The sequence below is a fragment of the Shewanella sp. AC34-MNA-CIBAN-0136 genome, from assembly GCF_040309945.1.
In the GTDB taxonomy this organism is placed as follows: domain Bacteria; phylum Pseudomonadota; class Gammaproteobacteria; order Enterobacterales; family Shewanellaceae; genus Shewanella.
Genome location: NZ_JBEOPJ010000008.1, coordinates 172174 through 192578 on the forward strand (window position 1 = coordinate 172174; position 20405 = coordinate 192578).

Annotated in this window: 20 protein-coding genes; 17 read left to right on the forward strand and 3 right to left on the reverse strand. The window is 42.2% G+C overall.

What is annotated here, in order from left to right; all coding sequences use genetic code 11:
- Positions 1-2 precede the first annotated feature (2 nt).
- The 13 genes from AAEY94_RS10265 (at position 3) to AAEY94_RS10325 (ending at position 13736) form a co-directional block, all read left to right on the forward strand.
- Positions 3-2156, forward strand: a complete 2154-nt coding sequence (locus AAEY94_RS10265; protein WP_192114393.1) for a dihydrolipoyl dehydrogenase family protein — start codon at positions 3-5, stop codon at positions 2154-2156.
- A gap of 148 nt (positions 2157-2304) precedes the next feature.
- Entirely contained in the window at positions 2305-3198 is an 894-nt protein-coding gene (locus tag AAEY94_RS10270) for a DUF547 domain-containing protein (RefSeq protein ID WP_502959395.1), read from the forward strand.
- A gap of 115 nt (positions 3199-3313) precedes the next feature.
- Positions 3314-4606: an ABC transporter substrate-binding protein gene (locus AAEY94_RS10275; RefSeq protein ID WP_350978685.1), complete on the forward strand. Its 1293-nt coding sequence runs from the start codon at positions 3314-3316 to the stop codon at positions 4604-4606.
- A complete protein-coding gene (locus AAEY94_RS10280) occupies positions 4603-6315 on the forward strand; it encodes an ABC transporter permease (RefSeq protein WP_350978687.1) in 1713 nt (570 codons plus the stop codon). The genes AAEY94_RS10275 and AAEY94_RS10280 overlap by 4 nt, the downstream gene beginning before the upstream one ends.
- A 2-nt stretch (positions 6316-6317) precedes the next feature.
- Complete coding sequence (locus tag AAEY94_RS10285) at positions 6318-6986, forward strand: ATP-binding cassette domain-containing protein (RefSeq protein ID WP_350978688.1); 669 nt, start codon at positions 6318-6320, stop codon at positions 6984-6986.
- Positions 6987-7153: 167 nt separating this feature from the next.
- Entirely contained in the window at positions 7154-7819 is a 666-nt protein-coding gene (locus AAEY94_RS10290) for a CDP-alcohol phosphatidyltransferase family protein (protein ID WP_350978689.1), read from the forward strand.
- On the forward strand, positions 7816-8628 hold the full coding sequence (locus AAEY94_RS10295; protein ID WP_182744264.1) for a sterol desaturase family protein: 813 nt from the start codon (positions 7816-7818) through the stop codon (positions 8626-8628). The genes AAEY94_RS10290 and AAEY94_RS10295 overlap by 4 nt, the downstream gene beginning before the upstream one ends.
- 217 nt (positions 8629-8845) lie before the next feature.
- Complete coding sequence (locus AAEY94_RS10300; RefSeq protein ID WP_192114389.1) at positions 8846-9931, forward strand: methyl-accepting chemotaxis protein; 1086 nt, start codon at positions 8846-8848, stop codon at positions 9929-9931.
- Between the two features lie 332 nt (positions 9932-10263).
- Positions 10264-10956 (forward strand): 5'-methylthioadenosine/adenosylhomocysteine nucleosidase, encoded by a 693-nt coding sequence (locus AAEY94_RS10305; RefSeq protein WP_350978692.1) that lies wholly within the window; start codon positions 10264-10266, stop codon positions 10954-10956.
- An 83-nt stretch (positions 10957-11039) separates the two neighbouring features.
- A complete protein-coding gene (locus AAEY94_RS10310) occupies positions 11040-12047 on the forward strand; it encodes a cobalamin biosynthesis protein CobD/CbiB (RefSeq protein ID WP_350978694.1) in 1008 nt (335 codons plus the stop codon).
- A 198-nt stretch (positions 12048-12245) separates the two neighbouring features.
- Positions 12246-12635 (forward strand): DUF2721 domain-containing protein, encoded by a 390-nt coding sequence (locus AAEY94_RS10315; RefSeq protein ID WP_101088842.1) that lies wholly within the window; start codon positions 12246-12248, stop codon positions 12633-12635.
- A complete protein-coding gene (locus tag AAEY94_RS10320; RefSeq protein WP_101088841.1) occupies positions 12632-13258 on the forward strand; it encodes a trimeric intracellular cation channel family protein in 627 nt (208 codons plus the stop codon). The genes AAEY94_RS10315 and AAEY94_RS10320 overlap by 4 nt, the downstream gene beginning before the upstream one ends.
- Positions 13259-13325: 67 nt before the next feature.
- Entirely contained in the window at positions 13326-13736 is a 411-nt protein-coding gene (locus tag AAEY94_RS10325; protein ID WP_081430168.1) for a nuclear transport factor 2 family protein, read from the forward strand.
- Between the two features lie 95 nt (positions 13737-13831).
- Here AAEY94_RS10325 and tyrS read toward each other — a convergent pair whose 3' ends face one another.
- On the reverse strand, positions 13832-15028 hold the full coding sequence (gene tyrS / locus AAEY94_RS10330) for a tyrosine--tRNA ligase (protein ID WP_192114388.1): 1197 nt from the start codon (positions 15026-15028) through the stop codon (positions 13832-13834).
- A gap of 125 nt (positions 15029-15153) precedes the next feature.
- Here tyrS and AAEY94_RS10335 point away from each other — a divergent pair, with 125 nt between their 5' ends.
- The 4 genes from AAEY94_RS10335 to AAEY94_RS10350 all read left to right on the forward strand — a co-directional run bounded on the left by AAEY94_RS10335 (position 15154) and on the right by AAEY94_RS10350 (position 18813).
- Complete coding sequence (locus tag AAEY94_RS10335) at positions 15154-16692, forward strand: peptidoglycan DD-metalloendopeptidase family protein (RefSeq protein ID WP_350978696.1); 1539 nt, start codon at positions 15154-15156, stop codon at positions 16690-16692.
- 36 nt (positions 16693-16728) lie between these two features.
- A complete protein-coding gene (locus AAEY94_RS10340; protein ID WP_101088838.1) occupies positions 16729-17841 on the forward strand; it encodes an anhydro-N-acetylmuramic acid kinase in 1113 nt (370 codons plus the stop codon).
- A 114-nt stretch (positions 17842-17955) separates the two neighbouring features.
- Positions 17956-18342, forward strand: coding sequence for a DUF2750 domain-containing protein (locus AAEY94_RS10345; protein WP_197708487.1), 387 nt, complete (start codon positions 17956-17958; stop codon positions 18340-18342).
- Positions 18343-18348: 6 nt separating this feature from the next.
- Positions 18349-18813, forward strand: a complete 465-nt coding sequence (locus AAEY94_RS10350; protein WP_350978698.1) for a hypothetical protein — start codon at positions 18349-18351, stop codon at positions 18811-18813.
- 137 nt (positions 18814-18950) lie between these two features.
- On the opposite strand, the gene erpA is transcribed toward AAEY94_RS10350, so the two are convergent.
- Together erpA and AAEY94_RS10360 are read right to left on the reverse strand one after the other, a co-directional pair.
- The gene (gene erpA, locus AAEY94_RS10355; RefSeq protein WP_011638424.1) at positions 18951-19301 is read right to left on the reverse strand and encodes an iron-sulfur cluster insertion protein ErpA; all 351 of its coding nucleotides are present in this window, start codon (positions 19299-19301) and stop codon (positions 18951-18953) included.
- A gap of 21 nt (positions 19302-19322) precedes the next feature.
- Complete coding sequence (locus tag AAEY94_RS10360; protein WP_101088835.1) at positions 19323-20096, reverse strand: DUF6776 family protein; 774 nt, start codon at positions 20094-20096, stop codon at positions 19323-19325.
- Positions 20097-20405: the final 309 nt, after the last annotated feature.

A 20405-nucleotide genomic window follows, 5' to 3' on the forward strand; every position in this document is an offset into this window, starting at 1 on the left:
TTATGTTTAAAAAAATTGTGTTATTACTGATTGCTGCATCATTAGTGGGATTATTTTTCCACTTTAACTTGCATCAATTACTGACCTTAGAGGGCTTAAAAAGCTCGATGAATGACTTTAGTCAATTACGTGAAGAGTCACCTTTGTTGGTTATTGGCGGGTTCTTTTTATTGTATGTGGCAGTAACAGCATTGTCCTTACCTGGTGCCGCGATTCTTACCATTGCATCGGGTGCCTTATTTGGCATCGTCGAAGGATTAATTATTGCGTCGTTTGCCTCGAGTATCGGCGCAACACTAGCATTTTTAGTGTCGCGTTATTTATTGAGGGATTCAATTAAACAACGTTTTCCTGAGCGCTTAGCGGCTATTGATGCCGGCATTGAAAAAGAAGGTGGCTTTTACTTATTTACCTTACGTTTGGTACCAATATTCCCGTTCTTTTTAATCAACATGTTAATGGGTGTGACCGCCTTTAAATCGTGGACTTTTTACTGGGTAAGCCAAGTTGGTATGTTTTTAGGCACCTTTGTTTACGTTAATGCCGGTACCCAGCTGGCACAAATTGACAGCTTATCGAACATTTTATCGTTTAACCTTATTGTGTCATTTGCACTATTAGGTTTATTCCCCATTATTGCAAAAGGTATTGTTAACATGATCAAAAAACGTCGCGTATACAGCAAATGGACCAAGCCAGCTAAATTTGATCGCAACATGATTGTGATTGGCGCAGGTGCTGGTGGCCTAGTAACCAGTTATATTGCTGCCGCAGTAAAAGCTAAAGTGACCTTAATTGAAGCCGGCGAAATGGGCGGCGACTGTTTAAACTATGGCTGTGTGCCGAGTAAAGCGATTATTAAGAGCGCTAAAATTGCTCAACAAATAAGAAACGCCCATCATTACGGCTTAGAAGACAGTACTCCTGAATTTTCATTTAAAAAAGTCATGGCCCGCGTGCATCAAGTGGTTGCCGATATTGCTCCCCACGACAGTGTTGAGCGTTACACCAACTTAGGTGTCGACGTAGTTAAAGGCTATGCCAAATTAGTTGACCCATGGACAGTTGAAATTAGCCACCCAGACGGTCACACCAGCCGCTTAACCGCGCGCAGCATTGTTATCGCCACAGGTGCACGTCCGTTTGTGCCACCGTTACCAGGCATAGAAGAAGTCGGCTATGTTACCAGTGATACCTTGTGGGACGAGTTTGCAAAACTCGATACAGCACCACAAAAATTAGTGGTACTAGGCGGCGGCCCAATTGGCTCAGAACTGGCACAAAGTTTTGCCCGTTTAGGCTCACAAGTGACTCAAGTTGAAATGGCTGAGCGCATCATGATCAAAGAAGATCTTGAAGTGTCTGAGTTTGCGACCCAAGCCTTGCAAAAAAGTGGTGTGAATATTTTAACCTCACACCAAGCACTGCGCTGCGAACTGCGTGACGGTAAAAAATATCTTATCGTTAAACATCAAGAGCAAGAGTTAGCGTTAGAATACGACCAACTATTATGTGCAGTCGGTCGTAGTGCTCGCTTAAGCGGTTACGGCTTAGAAGAGTTAGGCATTGAAACAAACCGCACTATCGTCACCAATGAATACTTAGAAACCTTATACCCAAATATCTATGCGGCAGGTGACATTGTTGGGCCTTATCAATTTACTCACGTAGCAGCACATCAAGGCTGGTACGCAGCAGTCAATGGACTGTTTGGCCATTTGAAAAAGTTTAAAGTGGATTACCGCGTTATCCCATGGACTACGTTTATCGATCCAGAAGTGGCTCGTGTGGGTATTAATGAATATGAAGCCAAACAGCAAGGTATTGATTACGAAGTGACTCGCTTTGATTTTGCCGAGCTTGATCGTGCCATTACCGACAGTGCTACCGAAGGGTTTATTAAAGTGATTACCCCTAAAGGTAAAGATAAAATATTAGGTGTGACCGTGGTGTCTGAACACGCTGGTGATTTAATTGCTGAATTTGTGCTGGCGATGAAGCACGGCTTAGGGCTTAACAAGATTTTAGGCACCATACACAGTTACCCAACATGGGCTGAAGGCAACAAGTACGCTGCGGGTGAATGGAAGCGTAACCACGCTCCGGAAACCGTATTGCGCTGGTTAGAAAAATACCACACTTGGCGTCGTGGCTAACCCGACAGAGTAATCGCTAAGGCTCGTGAACATGGGCCTTAGATTATTGCTCCTAAAAAGATGAAACTTAAGTAAATGCTCTTGATTATGACGCTTAGAAAATAACTCGAGATAACGGTTCTTACAAACTCAAAGTAGGTCTCAGATAATGAAAAAATTAACGCGATGTACTCAATCGTTTGTACTGACAGTCGGTCTATTGCTGAGCTTGCTTGGCAGTAATGCGGCTATTGCTGCAGTGGATGAGTCTGAAGCGCTTTCTGATGCGAATCATCTTGTGCAGAGCCAGACAAAAATGGTGCTACATGATGAGTGGAACACCTTACTCAACCGTCATGTTAAACCGATTAATTCAGGCCACAGTAGCGCGATAGATTACGCAGCAATACAACAAGATCGAGCCATATTGACCAGGTATCTCAACCAACTGAGTCAGATAACCCAAACTAAATTTGATGCTTGGGACAAAGAATCGCAATTGGCATTTTTAATCAATGCTTACAACGCGTGGACCGTTGAACTTATCTTAACTAAATACCCTGATATAGACTCAATCAAAGAGTTAGGCGGGTTATTTAGCTCACCTTGGGATAAAAGTTTTATTCCATTATTAGGTAAAACCCGCAGCCTTAATGATATTGAGCACACACTCATTCGTGGTAGCGATCGTTACAACGACCCAAGGATCCACTTCGCGGTAAACTGTGCCAGCATTGGTTGCCCTGCACTGCGTGAAGAAGCCTATACAGGTGCTAAACTCGAACTGCAATTAACCGAGCAAACTGAACGTTTTCTTGCCGATAACAGCCGAAATTATGCCAAGGGAGACAGCTTGTATTTGTCTTCTATCTTTAAATGGTATGGCGATGACTTTACCAAAGGGTTTCGTAACACTCATTCGATTGAAGCGTTTTTACTGCTTTATTCTAATAGTGATAAAGGTGTTCTGACACTTACGCCAGCACAGCGTCAAGCGGCAGAAAAACAACAACTTGATATTGAATTTTTAGATTATGACTGGTCACTTAATGTTGCTGGCTAATTTACGCTGGCAGCATATCGTTAGCACAGCCTTTTACAGCAACCTTATAAAATCTAAGGTTGCTGTAAGCTTTGGGCTTAGTGCTTTTTTGCTTACTGCTAGTCTTTGGGCTGTTATGGCTAATGCATCTGGCAACGGTGTTGTAAATGTTGCAGACAAGCCGTCAGCACGAATTCAAACATCAACATCAATCCGCGAGTCTGCTCAAACATCAGTTCAAGCATCAGTTAAAACATCACAAACATCACAGTCATCATGGCCAGAGGTTGAATCTCGAGGCGCTAATCAAGATGTGTACTTTCATGCTTGGGGTGGCGATCCGCAAATAAATCGTTATATTCAATGGGCCGCGAAACAAGTTAAGCGGCAATATCAGATCAATTTACACCATGTAAAACTCACTGACACCAGCGAAGCGGTCAGCCGAGTATTAGCCGAAAAATCAGCAAGCAATGATCATCAAGGCCAAGTCGATTTAGTGTGGATTAACGGTGAAAATTTTGCCGCCATGGCCAAGCATCAACTGCTAGCGCCAAATTGGGTTACGCAATTACCCAACTTTGGTTTAACCGATCCAGATAACAATCCCGCGATGACCCGTGACTTTGGCGTGCCAACACAAGGGATGGAAGCACCATGGGGTAAAGCTGCGCTGACGTTTTACTACGACAGCATAGTGACCACATCACCACCGCAAACTTTGCAACAACTAAGCCTATGGGCCAAACAACACCCAGGCAGATTCACCTACCCTAAGCCACCTGACTTTTTAGCCACCAGCTTTTTAAAGTACGCCTTAATTGTACTGAACAACTCACAACCTGAGGCGATTAAAAATCTGCTTTATCAACCCCCGACAACGCAAAGCCAGGCTTTGTTATTACCAGTATTGTGGCAATATTTAGATGACCTACATCCGCATCTATGGCGCAAAGGTCAACACTTTATGTCCAGTGGCATGGAGCTACGTCGCTTAATCGGCGATGGTGAACTTGCCCTAGCGTTTACCTTTTCAGCCGCCGAAATTCCCGCGGCCGTTGCACGTTTTGAATTACCCGACAGCAGTCGTAGTTATCGTATGCAAGATGGCAGTTTGAGTAATATTCACTTTATCGCCATTCCCTATAATGCCGCTCACCTGGACAGCGCTAAATTGGTAGTCAATTTTTTACTGAGTCCACAAGCTCAAGCACACAAACAGCAAGCGAATATATGGGGCGACACCAGCGTGTTAGCACTATCAAAGCTAACAGCCGAACAGCAAACTTGGTTTGAGCCACCCGCTCAGTCACATCCCAGTGCCACTATTGCTAACCAAGCAATCAGCCCAGCGTTAAGTGAGCCAGATCCAAGTTGGAGTAAGGTTATTACAAAGCTATGGTTACAACGCTATGGAGTGATGCAATGAACACGGTAGCCAAGTTGTTCAATCCAATTGTGCGCTTCAGTCCATTTATGATGATGGCTTTGTTACTGATCCCGGTATTGGGTGGGTTAATTGGCGTTATTCTGCCTGCATTTGGTTGGATCCCAGCACTGGATCAAACCCATTTTAGCCTGAATGGTTTTAGCCAATTATGGCAAACACCAGGCATTGGCCACATGGCGTTATTGAGTATCACCACCAGCTTTGTTAGCACCTTGTTGGCCTTTTTAATCACAATATTGATCCTAGCAAGTTACTTTACCAGCCCTTGGCTGGGTTATATTCAACGCCTTTTAGGGCCAATTCTGGTTATCCCTCATGCTGCCGCGGCCATTGCTATTGGATTTCTGATTACCCCGTCGGGCATGTTGTCTCGCTTGGTATCGCCTTGGTTAAGTGGTTGGGATGCACCACCCGATTGGCTATATCCACACGATGCGATGGGACTGAGTATTATTCTAGGCGTGACCTTAAAAGAACTGCCTTTTTTATTACTGATGGCGCTAGGCGTATTAGCACAACCCGACCTTGGGCAAACACTACGGGCGCAACATAAAGTGGCATTGAGTTTAGGTTATTGCCCAATGACAGCATTTTTAAAAGTGGTGTTGCCAAGCCTGTATCCTCACTTACGCTTGCCAATATTGGCAGTATTGGCCTACGCCAGTGCCAGTGTAGAAATCCCCTTAATTTTAGGCCCCAACAATCCGCCGACATTGGCTGTAGCGATTATGCAGTGGTTTCATGACGTGGATTTAAGTTTACGGATCAAAGCGTCTGCGGGGGCGATATTACAAATTCAACTGACGTTATTCGTATTAGCCTACTGGTGGTTACTGGAACGCTTGGTGAGTCGATTCGCTCAATCGATGTTAACCAATGGCCAGCGCGAATACGGCGGCGCTATCATCCAAAAGATAACCCATGTCATCACCGCCTTAATGTTGACCATCATAGGTTTGGCATTAGTGGGAATGCTGCTGTGGTCTTTTGCTGGCTTTTGGCATTTCCCTGATGCCTTGCCGCAACAATTTGTAATGCTGCACTGGCAAACGGCATTGCAACAAATGCACACGCCACTTATCGACACGGTACTGATTGCCCTCTGCGCAACCGCCCTAGCGATAACCTTAACCTTACTCACTTTAGAAGCGGAGCAGCACAGCGGAAAACCGCTATCGCTGCTGGGCAGTGTATTAATTTATCTGCCCTTGCTTATTCCAAGTATCGCGTTTTTATTTGGTTTGGTGTGGTTACTTGAGCAAGTAAACAGTCAACATACCTTTATCAATGTGGTACTGGCCCATTTGTTATTTGTATTACCCTATGTGTTTTTATCGCTGGCCAGTAGCTATCGTCGTTTAGACCCACGCTTTAGTATTGTTGCGGCCAGTCTTGGGGCCACCAAAGCAAAAATATTTTTCCGGATTAAACTGCCCATGCTAATTGGGCCGATATTCATTGCTTGCGCATTAGGTTTAGCCATTAGCTTTAGCCAATACTTACCAACCTTACTCACTGGTGGTGGACGCATCAATACCATTACCACTGAAGCTGTTTCGCTCGCCAATGGTGGAAGCCGCAGGATCAGTGCAGTATATGCGTTAATGCAAATGATCCTCCCAGCTTTAGGTTTTTTACTGGCTTGGCTATTGCCAAAAATGTTAGTCAAACGCCACCAACAAGGATAATAATGCAAACATTCGTGAGTACAGCCAACGGCTCAAATACCACCTCAACATCAGAACTCACCATTGATGGGCTGATCTTGTGTCGCCAGCAACAAAGCTTATTATCATTAAGCGCGACCATTCGTGGCGGTGAAATATTGACTATTATGGGCCCATCTGGCAGCGGCAAATCAACGCTATTAAACTGGTTAACAGGCATGTTGCCAGCGGGCTTTAGTGCTGAAGGTCAGCTGCATTTAAACGGCCAAAATATCACCACAACAGCCAGTCATTTACGCCATATTGGTTTGCTCTACCAAGACCCATTATTATTTCCGCATTTATCAGTGGCAGGAAACATCGGCTTTGCCATGCCGCCAAGCCCCAAAGCACAGCGACAAGCCGCAATTAGTGAAGCGTTAACCCAAGTGGGTCTGGGTGGATTAGAACAACGTGACCCGCAAAGTTTATCTGGCGGTCAGCAAGCTAGGGTGGCATTGCTGCGGGTATTGCTTAGCCAACCCAAAGCCATATTATTAGACGAGCCCTTTAGTAAGCTAGACAGTCAGTTACGTCAAGAAACCCGACAATTAGTATTTGATCAAATACGCCAGCATCAGCTACCTGCCATTATGGTGACTCACGATCAAACAGATGCCGATGCCGCTCAAGGTAAAGTCATCTCACTTTGAGTTGTGGTACTAAATGGCTAAAACCCTACTCAAATAGAAAGTACTGTAATCAACTGTACTGATGTAGGTAATACACAGATAGCTAAAAAATAGATAAGTCGTGACATAACAAACTCGCGACTTTAAAAAATTGAAAAGATAATCAAGAGATTAATTGGAATGACATCATGCTAGATAGATTTATCACCCCAGTAATAAAGCCACTGTTAGCCCCAGTTGTGCTGCTACTAGACAAAAAGAATGTCCATCCCGATCAGCTCACATTAGTCGGTTTCGGTTTAGGCATGCTGGCAATGCCGTTACTGGCATTACAACTTTGGTATGGCGCCTTGTTTTTTATCGCACTGAATCGGATTATCGACGGACTCGATGGCGCCCTTGCTCGCCACCAAAAACACACCAGTGCCGCAGGTGGCTATTTAGATATTTGTGTCGACTTTCTATTTTATGCGGCCATTCCGCTAGGATTCGCCTTGGCCAACCCTAATGAAAATGCCTTAGCCGCGGCAGTGTTGTTAACCGTATTCATTGGCACAGGCTCAAGCTTTTTAGCCTTTGCCATACCGGCCGAAAAGCTGAATCTGCCTCGACCACAATTTGCCAATAAGAGCTTTTACTTTTTAAACGGCTTAACTGAAGGCACCGAAACCATCGCCTTCTTTGTCGCATTTTGTTTGTGGCCGGCTTATTTCCCAGAACTTGCCTATAGCTTTGCATTTTTAGGCGCAATTACCATTTTCACCCGTATACATGGTGGCTATCACACTCTGAAAAATCATACGTTGAAAAAAAACACTTCAGTTAATCAATCTCAACGAGGTAAATCAACATGATGGACGATATTTCATCCATTCGACTCGGGGCATTTTTAACGATATTGATAATCATGCTTTTACTGGAGTTTTGGTTGCCTGCTAGGCATTTGCCCAATAGAGCCAACGCACCGAAACCAGCTACGCGTTGGGTAGGCAATATCGGTATATTGGTTATTTCAGCAGTAGCAGCCCGAATGGTATTACCAATAGGATTAGCAGGTATTGCACTGTACTGTCAGCAACAACAATGGGGACTGTTCAATTATATTGCATTACCTGATTGGGCTAGCATCACCATAAGCTTATTGTTATTAGACCTGCTTATTTATTGGCAACACAGGCTGTTTCATCGTGTCCCATTATTGTGGCGATTACATAAAGTTCATCATGCTGACGTTCATGTCGACAGTACGACTGCGTTGCGATTTCACCCACTAGAAATTATCGCCAGCATTGGGGTTAAAGCATTAGCGATCATCCTACTAGGGGTACCAGCCAGTGCAGTGATCTTATTTGAGATTTTATTAAATGGTTTAGCCATATTTAACCATGCCAATATCCGACTATCACCAAGGCTAGAACGCGTCGTCAGAACCGTATTAATAACTCAAATATTGCACCGAATTCATCACAGCCAAATAATGTGCGAAACCAACAGCAACTTTGGTTTTAGTATTGTGTGGTGGGATCGTCTATTTGGTACGTATTCTGCTAAGGCCAGTAAAGCAGACGAGGATATCGACATAGGATTAATTGAATACCAAAACGCGAAACAAAACGCTTGGTTAACAGGGTTGCTATGGATGCCGTTTACCCATAAAAAATAACGATTTACTTTGATCTTGATCAGCACTAATGATTAAGCAATAAACAGAATAATACTACGATCTTATTTAATTTATAAATAGGACTTGGTACGGTTAAAGGTCAAAGATTAGAAGTATTTATTATGCATTTTTGTGATATGTGACTGCTGAAGCACTTGATTAATCGATGATAGTTTATCAAAATATTATTAATATATTGCTAAAGGATAAAGAGACTATGATCGGTTTTACCCAAAGTTTGAAAACTAAAATAGCCGACTTAGAACACCAATTAGTCACTCATAAACAGCAACATTCAGATGAATTAAATCAATTACAACAGACTATTACGCAATTAAGCCAGCAATTAAACCATTCTAATAGCCAATCTGAATACGATACCGCACGCGCTAATTTACAATTGCTGGGCGCAACAATGCTCAATGATATTCGCGACACCACCTTGGCAAACTCAATTAAGTTAGACGAAGAAAAACAAATGCTATCTGAATTAGATAAGTTATTTAATCAAACACATGTCGCGATTGGCAACTTAAAAAAACGAGCTGGGCATCTAAATGACCATGCAGAAAAAAGCATGGCTACTGCCGCAGAATTAAGTCTTTCGGCTAATGGAATAAGTAGTTTAGTTTCATCTATCCAGCAAATTTCTGAACAAACCAATCTACTCGCTCTTAATGCAGCCATTGAAGCAGCACGAGCTGGTGATGCAGGCCGTGGCTTTGCAGTGGTGGCAAGCGAAGTGCGCCAACTGGCCAGTAATGCTCATGATGCCAGCGCTAATATTGAAAAATTAGTCGCCACAGTTATTGAACAAACTGAACAAATTAAGAATGTAGTCATTACCAACCAAACTTGCTCTAGGGATATTGCTGTATCTTCAGAACAAATTGATCAAGTGGTGACTGATGTATTACAAAGCTCAGGCGTGATGAAACGAGTCATTGGAGAAGCCTCTATGACCGCTTTCTTAACCACGGTAAAACTAGATCACAGCGTATGGAAAAGTAATGTATACAGCGTGTTGGCAAATAAAGATCTAAATGCCAGTGTTAATAGCCACACTGAATGCAGACTTGGTAAATGGTATTACAAAGGCGAAGGTCAAAATTTTGCCAGTTTATCCAGTTTTAAAACTATCGAACAACCACATACAACCGTACACAGTGCAGGTAAAGCAGCTGTTATAGCCATGCAGTCGGGTAATGAGTCGACTATTTTGGCTCATCTTGAAACCATGGAACAGGCCAGTATCAATGTGGTTCGCGCAATCGATCATTTGCTCACGCAAAGCCAGCAGTAAAATTAACCTCACAACTTCATGAGCCTACAAAATAAATAATATCGTGTTGCATGATTTCCCCTCTAAATAACGTCAATGACACTTTAATCTGCAATCCTGAGGCTAGCGCCTTGGATTGAGGTTATTGTGCTGTCATTAATTAAGGTTAAAAAGAGCAATCACTTCCAATTACTATGGATTAAATTAGCCATAATAGAATAATATCAACACGAGGTTTAGCCACAAATAACCAATTAATGGGTCAATAAAATCACTGTCAGTTTTCACTAATTTATCGAGCTCATGGTATATTAGCGCCCATTCGAATTTGCTTATTCAGTTAAGGTTTACACATGAAAATCGGTATTATTGGCGCAATGGAGCCAGAAGTTGTTCATTTAGTTCAAGCTATTGTAGAACCAGTACATACAACAATTGCTGGCATCGAATTTATTAGCGGCACCATTGCCGGTAAAGACGTGGTTGTGACCCGCTCAGGTATCGGTAAAGTAGCAGCCAGTATTGCAACCACATTATTAATCGAAAAGTTTGCCGCAACCCATGTGATTAACACCGGTTCTGCTGGCGGTTTTGTCGATTCATTGGCAATTGGCGATATTGTCATTTCATCAGAAGTGCGTCATCACGATGTAGACGTCACAGCATTTGGTTATGAAATTGGCCAAATGGCTCAGCAACCTGCGGCATTTATGCCAGATAGCACCTTAGTCAATGCGGCCAAAAGTGCTGTCGCTGAATTAGGTGAAGTTAAGGCTATTGAAGGGTTAATTTGTACTGGCGACAGCTTTATTTGCGATCCTGTACGCACAAAAATCATGCGTGAAAACTTTCCAACGATGGCAGCTTGTGAGATGGAAGGCGCAGCGATTGCACAAGTATGTCACCAGTTTAACGTGCCATTTGTGGTTATTCGCTCGCTATCAGACAATGCAAACAATGACTCACCCGTTGATTTTGACTCGTACATTATCAAAGCAGGTATGCATTCAGCAATGATGGTTATCGCGCTATTACAACAGCTGTAATCGGTCTACACTTAGCTCGGACTCGCTATGGGCCGAGCTAAGCAGGCTTCATTAACAATACAACAGCACATTATTGAGTCTCTATGGTCAATCAATTATTTAATCCTCAATTACTGAGCCAAGACGGCGGATTGCTTCAGAGCTGTTGTATTTTATTTTGCGCATTAATATTGGCTCGGTTTGCTCCTATTCCTAGAGAGCTGCAACCATTATTATGGTTTAACCGTTTAGCGGTATTAATTTCCAGTAAGGTTAACCACCCAGACCGAGCGGTGAGCCAACAACTTATCGCTGGGATTTTAGCCACACTTATTTTGATAGTACCTAGCGGGATTATCGTCAGTTTTTTACTCAGCCTTGCCGCCTACCCATGGTTTTTTGAGCTAATCATCTTGTATTTTTGTTTATGCGACTCAGCATTTAAACCCGTGGCTGAAAAGGTCGTTACAGCAATAAAAACTGGTAATAAGCAAGACGCAAAACAACTACTCACCCCATGGGTACGTCAGAATACTCAAGTGTTATCTGAAGTCGGTTTAAGTAAAACCGCCATTGAAAAACTTTTTACCACTCCCATTTACGGCACCTTAGCGACTATATTGTTTTTTAGCTTAGGCGGCGCTACCATGGCATTAGTGGTGCGGATGTTAAGACAACTAGAACATTGCTGGCCACCATATCATCCACATTTTCACATTTTTTCGAGTTTTGTAGGCCAATTCAATCGGGTAATTTTTTTCATACCAACCTTATTATGGCATTGCTCGTTAGCGATTCAGTTTGGGCAACTGGGTATTAGGTCTATTTTTTCGCAGCCAATATCAGCTCAAGCCAATAAAAATCAATTGAATAATCATTACAGCAGTTATGCATTAGCGGCTAAGTTATTGAAGATAGAGCTTGGTGGCCCCCAGCAATTTATCGAAAATGGTAAGACAATTCGGGTCGATTTACCGAAAGTAAAAGCGGGTCCCTTGCCAGATCATCGCTACATAAGCCAAGCAATCACAGTGACACAAACCGCTAACCTATTTTGGATAAGCTTAACGTTATTATTGCCATTAATATGGACAGGATTAAGATTACTTTAAACGTATAAATCTTGTTTTAAACAGGCTATTATTTAGCAATTATGAATCAATATTTGTCTATTTTGTCTGTGCGTCATATTCGCTTGTTAATATAAGAATATTACATCACAAGCTCATTGCATTTTTACAACATATTAACCTTTTAAATAACAAAAAATTGATTATTGTCTGCTTAAAAACCTGTTTAGGAATATCGCTTTGTTGAACAACTTACATGTATCGTTAACGACTCCGGCATTATTATTCCCGGCAATTTCCTTATTGCTATTGGCCTACACAAATCGATTTTTTTCATTAGCGGCATTAATCCGCCAACTCAGTAACGACAAAAAACCAGTGCAAGGCGAGCAAATTAAAAATTTACGCCAACGCATCATTATCATCCGAAAAATGCAAGAAGCCGGTGTCAGCAGCTTTGCCCTATGTGTGTTTTGTATGATTTTGATTTATGTTGGTTTTAACCAAATTGGTTCGATAGTTTTTGGGTTAAGTTTATTGTTGTTATTATATTCGTTAATTTTATCTGTAATCGAGATCCGTATTTCAGTAGATGCTCTGACCATTCACCTTGAAGAGTTAAGTAAATGAGTCAGTGGATCTACTTTTTTGATTTATGTGGTACTGCGGTATTTGCCCTTTCGGGAGCGTTAGCCGCGGGTAAACATCGTATGGACCCCTTTGGCGTTATCGTGTTGGCTTCTGTTACAGCAATTGGCGGTGGCAGTATTCGCGATGCGCTAATAGGTGCTACACCGGTTTTTTGGATCCGCGATCCTAACTATATTCTTGTCATTCTTGCGACAGTAATAACCTGCTTAGTGTTAGTGCGTAAACCGCATAAATTACCGCCACGCTCATTATCTATTGCCGATGCACTCGGTTTAGCACTATTTACCGTAATTGGTGCGGAAAAAGCCTTATTACTCGGGTTATCTGGTATGGTCGCGGTGGTAATGGGATTAATAACCGGTGTCGGTGGTGGTATTATCCGAGATTTGTTATGTAGGCAAATTCCAATGGTGTTGCGAACGGAAATTTACGCAACCGCTTCCATCGTTGGAGGGATCTGTTATACCTTAAGCATATTTGTCGGCATGGATAGCATGACATCGATGTTGATCGCTATGTTCAGCACGCTAATCATCCGTCTGAGTGCTATCCGCTGGCACTTATCTTTACCGGCTTTTGATTTGAAAACAAAGAGAATTTAATGTGCGAATAATCTTCATATTATGCTGTTTGCTATTGAGCTTTCCGAGCAAAGCCAATATTGGTGATATGCCACGAGAACAACAACTCGCGATGCAATACATGGAAGCGCTTACGGATCATGACTATACCGTCCTGCGTCGTTTCTACTCTCGCGACACGGTATTTTACGATAAAACAGCCAATACTACTTACACTGGCGGTCGGCATATTATTGCGTTTTTACAGCGGGCTCATGAAGGTGTATTAGAATACCGTTTAAACGTAGAACACATGTTTAATACCGGCTCTCTCGTGGTGATAATAGGCAGTTATCGATTACGAGGCCCCGGCGATCAATATGGTAAACCCGGTAAAATTATCGACCTTGCGGTACCAGGTGTCACCACACTAAAATTTGATAACAATACTGAGCGTTTAATTGAGCAAATGGACTTAATGGACTATCAAACCATGTCTGATCAACTTGAGTCTCAGTAGTGTTGCAAATATAAATTAGCCATAAATTAACCATGGTTCAGACATAAAAAAACGGCTTACATTATAAGCCGTTTTTTATTCGCTAACATCCGTGATTACTTTAAAATCACTTTAGCAAATTTGCGTTTACCCACTTGGAATACCGCTTCAAGACCTGCATTAAAAATTTGGCGACTGTCTTCAACTTTCTCGCCGTCCATTTTAACTGCGCCTTGCTTAATCATCCGCATACCGTCAGAGGTTGAACCCACAAGGCCTGCATCTTTAAGTAAGTTAGCAATAGCTAACCCGTCGCCCGCTTCTAATACCACTTCTTCGATGTCATCAGGGATGGCACCTTTTTGGAAACGGTCGATAAAAGCTTGATGCGCCGCTTGTGCTTGCTCTTCATCATGAAAACGAGCAATGATTTCTTTGGCTAACAAAATCTTGATGTCGCGTGGATTTGTGCCATTTTCAACGTCTAACTTGAATTGGGCTAACTCAGTTAACGGACGGAATGACAACAGTTCAAGATAACGCCACATTAAGTCATCAGAAATCGACATCAGTTTGCCAAACATTTCGTTGGCAGGCTCGCTCACACCAATATAATTATGCGCCGATTTAGACATTTTCTTAACGCCATCTAACCCTTCAAGTAATGGCATCATGATGACAGTCTGCGGCTTTTGGCCTTCAGATTTTTGCAGTTCACGACCCATAAGCAGGTTAAACTTTTGGTCTGTACCGCCTAATTCAACATCGGCTTTCAATGCAACCGAATCGTAACCTTGTAATAAAGGGTACATAAATTCATGAATCGCAATCGATTGACCTGATGCATAACGCTTTTTAAAGTCATCGCGTTCCATCATTCGGGCAACAGTTTGCTGTGATGCTAAGCGGATCATGCCAGCAGCGCCTAATGGCTCTAACCAGCTAGAATTAAATTCGATGCGGGTTTTTGCAGGGTCCAAAATTTTATAGACCTGCTCTTTATAGGTTTCGGCGTTAGCAAGCACTTGTTCACGAGTCAGTGGCGGACGGGTGCTGTTTTTACCACTAGGATCACCGACCATACCGGTAAAATCACCAATCAAGAAAATCACTTCGTGACCAAGCTCTTGAAAAGTACGCATTTTATTCAAGATGACCGTGTGACCTAAGTGAATATCTGGAGCGGTAGGATCTGCACCTAACTTGATGCGTAAGGGACGCCCTTCTTTCAGTTTCTCAAGCAAATCCGCTTCAAGTAATATCTCATCGGTACCGCGCTTAATCTCTGCCAATACTTGATCTAAATTCGCCATCTCTACTGCAACTCCCAGGGCTTGCACAAAAAATAAAGAGGTCTATGTTACTTGTTAGCCACAGCAAATGAAAGAGTGTACACTTAGCCGATAATAACGAAAGAGAGAAATTGGTAACAGAGTCAATGGCAAAGCTTCTTACTTTATTCACATTGCTGCCAAAAGCACATCAAATCACATTATCTTTATTGGTGATTCTAACGACAATTATTCTGATGTTTCCATCGGAAGACGCTCAAGCATCTAAACAAACCCAACTGGTAAGTCAATCTGCTGACAAATCAGACATAGAAACCAATAAACGTTATGATATTCCGTTAGCCTTTCGCAGCCCAACACCACCGGGTAATAATGACAGTGTCGCTGAAGATGAATCGATTGATTTCATATCAAATGATGCCCTTGCATCACGTGATAATAGCGAAGAGGTAAACAGCGGCGAAACCCCTGACGATGAAGCGTTTGCCCATCATCTTGCCATGTTGCAAACAAGTACCTCTGATATTGATGGCATGATCAATGATATCGATCAGCAAGTTGCCACTCAAAAAGCTAAATTAAAACAACAAGCGGCTAATGATGATTATAGCGTTGAATACTATGAAGTGGCTAAAGGCGATACCTTAGGCGGTTTATTTAGCCGTGCAGGACTCAGCGCGAAAGATGTTTATGACATTACCCAATTACCCTTAGCGAAAAAGAATCTACTAAAAATCATGCCGGGCGAAGAAATCGCCATCAGTAAAAATGCTCAAGGTGAATTACAAGAATTAACCTATCGCATGGATAAAGTGTCGACATTAATTATCAGTCAACACAATGAGCAATACAAAGAAACGGTTAACACTAAAGAAGTCGTTAATCGCACCACGTTTATTAGCGCCAATATCAAAAGTAACTTTTGGAATGCCGCTGCCGATGCAGGCTTGTCTGGTAACCACATTATGGAATTGGCCAATATTTTTGGTTGGGATGTCGACTTTGCTCTAGATATTCGTAAAGGCGATCACTTTTCGTTGTTATTTGAACAAGAATACGCCGACGGTCAATTTTTGCGTAATGGCAATATTCTCGCAGCAGAGTTTATTAACCAAGGTGAACGCTACACCGCAGTACGTTATACCGACGGTGAATACTATTCTGAAAATGGCAGTAGCATGCGCAAAGCTTTTTTGCGTTCGCCAGTAGACTTTAAATACGTCAGTTCTAATTTTAACCCCCGTCGCTTACATCCGGTAACAGGCCAAGTTAAAGCCCACCGCGGTGTCGATTATGTTGCTGCCATTGGCACGCCGATTAAAGCGGCAGGTAAAGGTAAAGTGGTTGAGGCCGGTTATAACCAGTTTAATGGCAACTATGTCTTCATTAAGCACAACGAAACCTACACCACTAAGTATTTGCATTTAACTAAGCGCAAAGTAAACCGTGGTGAAACGGTTAAACAAGGCCAAATAATCGGTACTCTAGGTAAAACAGGCCGAGTCACTGGCGCTCACTTACATTACGAATTTATTGTAAATGGGGTTCATCGCAATCCACGAACCATCGATTTACCTAAATCAATGCCAATTGATAGCAGAGAGAAGAACAAATTCGCTGCACTCAGCAAGCAATTGATGACGCAACTAAAATCAAATCAACAACAGCAATTGGCAAGTAATTAATAAGCGGTTTTATTGCTGTTAACAGAGAGTCACTTCATGTCTAAGCCAGAGTATTTTATCGGTCTAATGTCAGGCACAAGCATGGATGGTGTAGATGCAGTATTGGTTGATTTTTCGGCCGAACATCCTGTGCTAATCGCCAGCCATACAGAAGCCATTCCAGCACATTTATTAAAAGGCTTACAGCGTTTATGTCAACCCGAAACAGATGAAATTAACCGCTTAGGTAGGCTCGATCGCAGTGTCGGCAAATTGTTTGCTCAGGCAGTAAATCACTTATTGGCAAAATCAACAGTGACTGCCGCTGAGGTGATCGCGATTGGTTCACATGGACAAACCGTGCGTCACATGCCCAATTTAGAAATGGGTTTTACCTTGCAAATTGGCGATCCAAACACCATTGCCATTGAAACCAATATCGATGTTATTGCTGATTTTAGACGTAAAGATATCGCCCTTGGCGGCCAAGGCGCACCGTTAGTTCCGGCGTTTCATCAACAAGTGTTTGCTCAGTCTGGTCATTCAAGAGTTATTTTAAACATTGGCGGCATTGCCAATGTTACTTATTTACCCGGCAATAGTGAGCAAGTATTAGGCTTTGATACTGGCCCAGGTAACAATTTAATCGATGCCTTTATTCAACAAAACTTAAACCAACCTTTTGATGAAGATGGTGCCTGGGCAGATTCTGGCACCACCCACCCAGACTTACTCAAGCAGCTATTATCACACTCTTATTTTTCACTAGCCTATCCAAAAAGCACTGGCAGAGAGTTATTTAATCAAGCTTGGCTTGAACAACAACTCGCTGACTATAGCCATTTAGATCAACAAGACATTCAATCCACTTTACTTGACCTTACCTGTCACAGTATTGCCAATGACATTAATAAATTGTCACCGACTGGCGAATTGTTTGTTTGCGGCGGTGGCGCGTTAAATAAAGCCTTAATGCAGCGACTAGCCACTTTGGTTCCCGGCTATAAAGTCGATACTACCAGCGCCTTAGGTGTTGATGCTAAGTGGGTTGAAGGGATTGCCTTTGCATGGCTAGCAATGCGTTATCACCATGATTTACCCGCCAACTTACCGGCCGTCACGGGTGCGTCACGCACGGCTATATTAGGTGGCCGCTTTAAAGCGAGATAAATACACCAATATGTACGGTTTACTTTTGCAATTGTGGCCTCAATGTTATGATGCCCACAAATTTGCCCAATCGTTTGAAATTGGGCAAAGCCGTAACTTAAGATGAGAGTCAATATGAGCAACAAAACCAAAAGTGTGTCTGAACTGATGAATCTAACGCCAGAAGGCCGTTACGATTATATGGTTGAGCAAATTAAAATAGAAAAAATCATTTGGACACTTCAAGATCAAGATGGTTGCGTCATGCTAACCACTGAAGATGAAGATTGTATTCCAATGTGGCCATCTGAAGAAACGGCTGCACTTTGGGCCGTTGATGAATGGAAAGACTGTGAACCATTAGCCATTCCACTAGACGAGTTTCAAGAACGTTGGGTGAGCGGCATGGAAGATGATGATTTATTTATCGCTGTATTCCCGGTACAAGAAGACTTAGGTGTCGTTGTACCACCGTTTGAAATGGACGAACGTATTTCGCCAAAGAAACAACAAAAGCATTAATGTGTTATGACAATAATCAGCTCGGAATCAAACCAAATAGATAAAGTAACGGTCAAACCACGTTTACCAAAACGACTTATTGCCTTAATGGTTATCTATACATTATCGTCTGTCAGTGGATTAATGGCCGCCAGCTCACTATCAGAGTTAAGTGCAATGTTATGCATTTTGACCTTGATGATGGTATTGGCAATTATCGGTCGCCAGAAAGCGGGCTTATATCTTCTGCGGGTTTATTGTCTGTTGCAACTGCTGTTGTATAGCCTATTACCGATCATAATGTATGACCCAGATAATTTGGTTGCCGGACCAACGACATTTGATTTTGGTTTATTTCAAGCCGTAGTGCCTGATTGGCTTATATACTCAGTGCTGATTACGCTAGGTATTATACAAGTGTGGATTAGCTTTAATGCCAAAGTGAAAGCGTGGTTTAAACCGCGGATGAACCTCAACATTATGAGTAGCTAATAAGCGGTTGTATTATTTAGAGATGTTGTCCATAAATCAAAAAAGCCGTCAAAAGACGGCTTTTTATTATATAAATCCATTCTACAGTGAGATTGTTATCTCATTTATCGCGTGGTTTATCGCTGCTGTAAGACTCATTACACCGAGAAACTAGCCCCGCAGCCACATGTGGTGGTCGCATTAGGGTTTTTAACAAAAAAGCGTGAACCTTCAAGACCCGATGTATAATCCACTTCACCACCAACAAGGTACTGAAGACTCATTGGATCAACAACCAACTGCACACCTTGCTTTTCAATGGTGAAATCACCTTCGTTGACTTTTTCATCGAATGTAAAGCCATACTGGAAACCAGAGCAACCGCCACCTGTTACATATACACGTAGCTTTAATTCAGGATTCTGTTCTTCTTCTAACAGACCTTTTACTTTTATCGCCGCCGCATCGGTAAATTGGATCGGCATTGTTGCATCAACTTGTTCAGTCATTACTACCTCTTACTTCGGTGTCTACTGAGAATTATCCTTTACCTGACTATTTTGTTCAAGTATTACCCGCAGTTCTTTTTCACCCATCAACAGCTCTGGCACATTAAAGACTTGTTCAATCTCCCCGCCTTTCACCCCACGACTCGCAGCGACCTTCACTTTAACCATAATTCGTTGTAAATTAAAACCACTTGGCAGCACAAAATCGCTGTCCATTATTTGAAAATAATTAAACTCAAAATCCAGCTTTTTATTAATTAACTCGCTCAAAGACAGTTCGGCCGGCTGGTTATTTAGTGTGCCAAGCAACAATACAGTGGCGTTGGTTTTCACTTTTACTTTGCGTTTTTGCAACTGAGTTAAGATTAGTCGTAACTGATATTGCTCGGGAGCTACACCTTGAGATAATTCCACGCCATGAATTGCCACCCCTTCAACATCAGCATCGGTAACCATAACACTGCGATAAAATGCTAATTCTTTTTCTAACGCTTTCTGTGCAGATAATTGCTGACTAAACATTTCTTGCATTTCTTTGTTGGCATTATCAGCAATACTTAAGGCTAAATTACGACTGGCAAGCGCTTGCGCTTGCGTCTCTAGTTCTTGCAATAATTTACGCTTACCACTGGCGCTATTTGGTGTAGCCTCTGGTGCAAATGAAAGCCATAGGTTAAAACTTATCGCTCCCAGCAAAAAACACACTACCATTAACCCTATTAAGTATATGCTTGATGTCCGGTTTTTGCGTTCTAAAACTTGCAGTCTGTCTAACCAGCGGTGATAATTTAACATTACGTTACAACCTTTTAATAAAATACAGTATGCTTGATGAAGCTTATTTGCTTAGGGCTTATATTTCTGTAGAGCTTAACATCTTGTTCAAATCCTATGCATTGTAAATAAGGTTCTAATGATAATAATTTGCTTGCCAAATAAAGCTTTACCAGCCAACGTAAAGAGCTAAAAAACATGCGCAGGCAGTACTTTGACCTGTTAAAAGGCGTTAGTGCAAATTGATGGAGAGTCATAACATGACACATACGCGTTATCGGTCAATCAATAAAAAATTGCCAAACATAACCCTAAAATATCAACAGACTT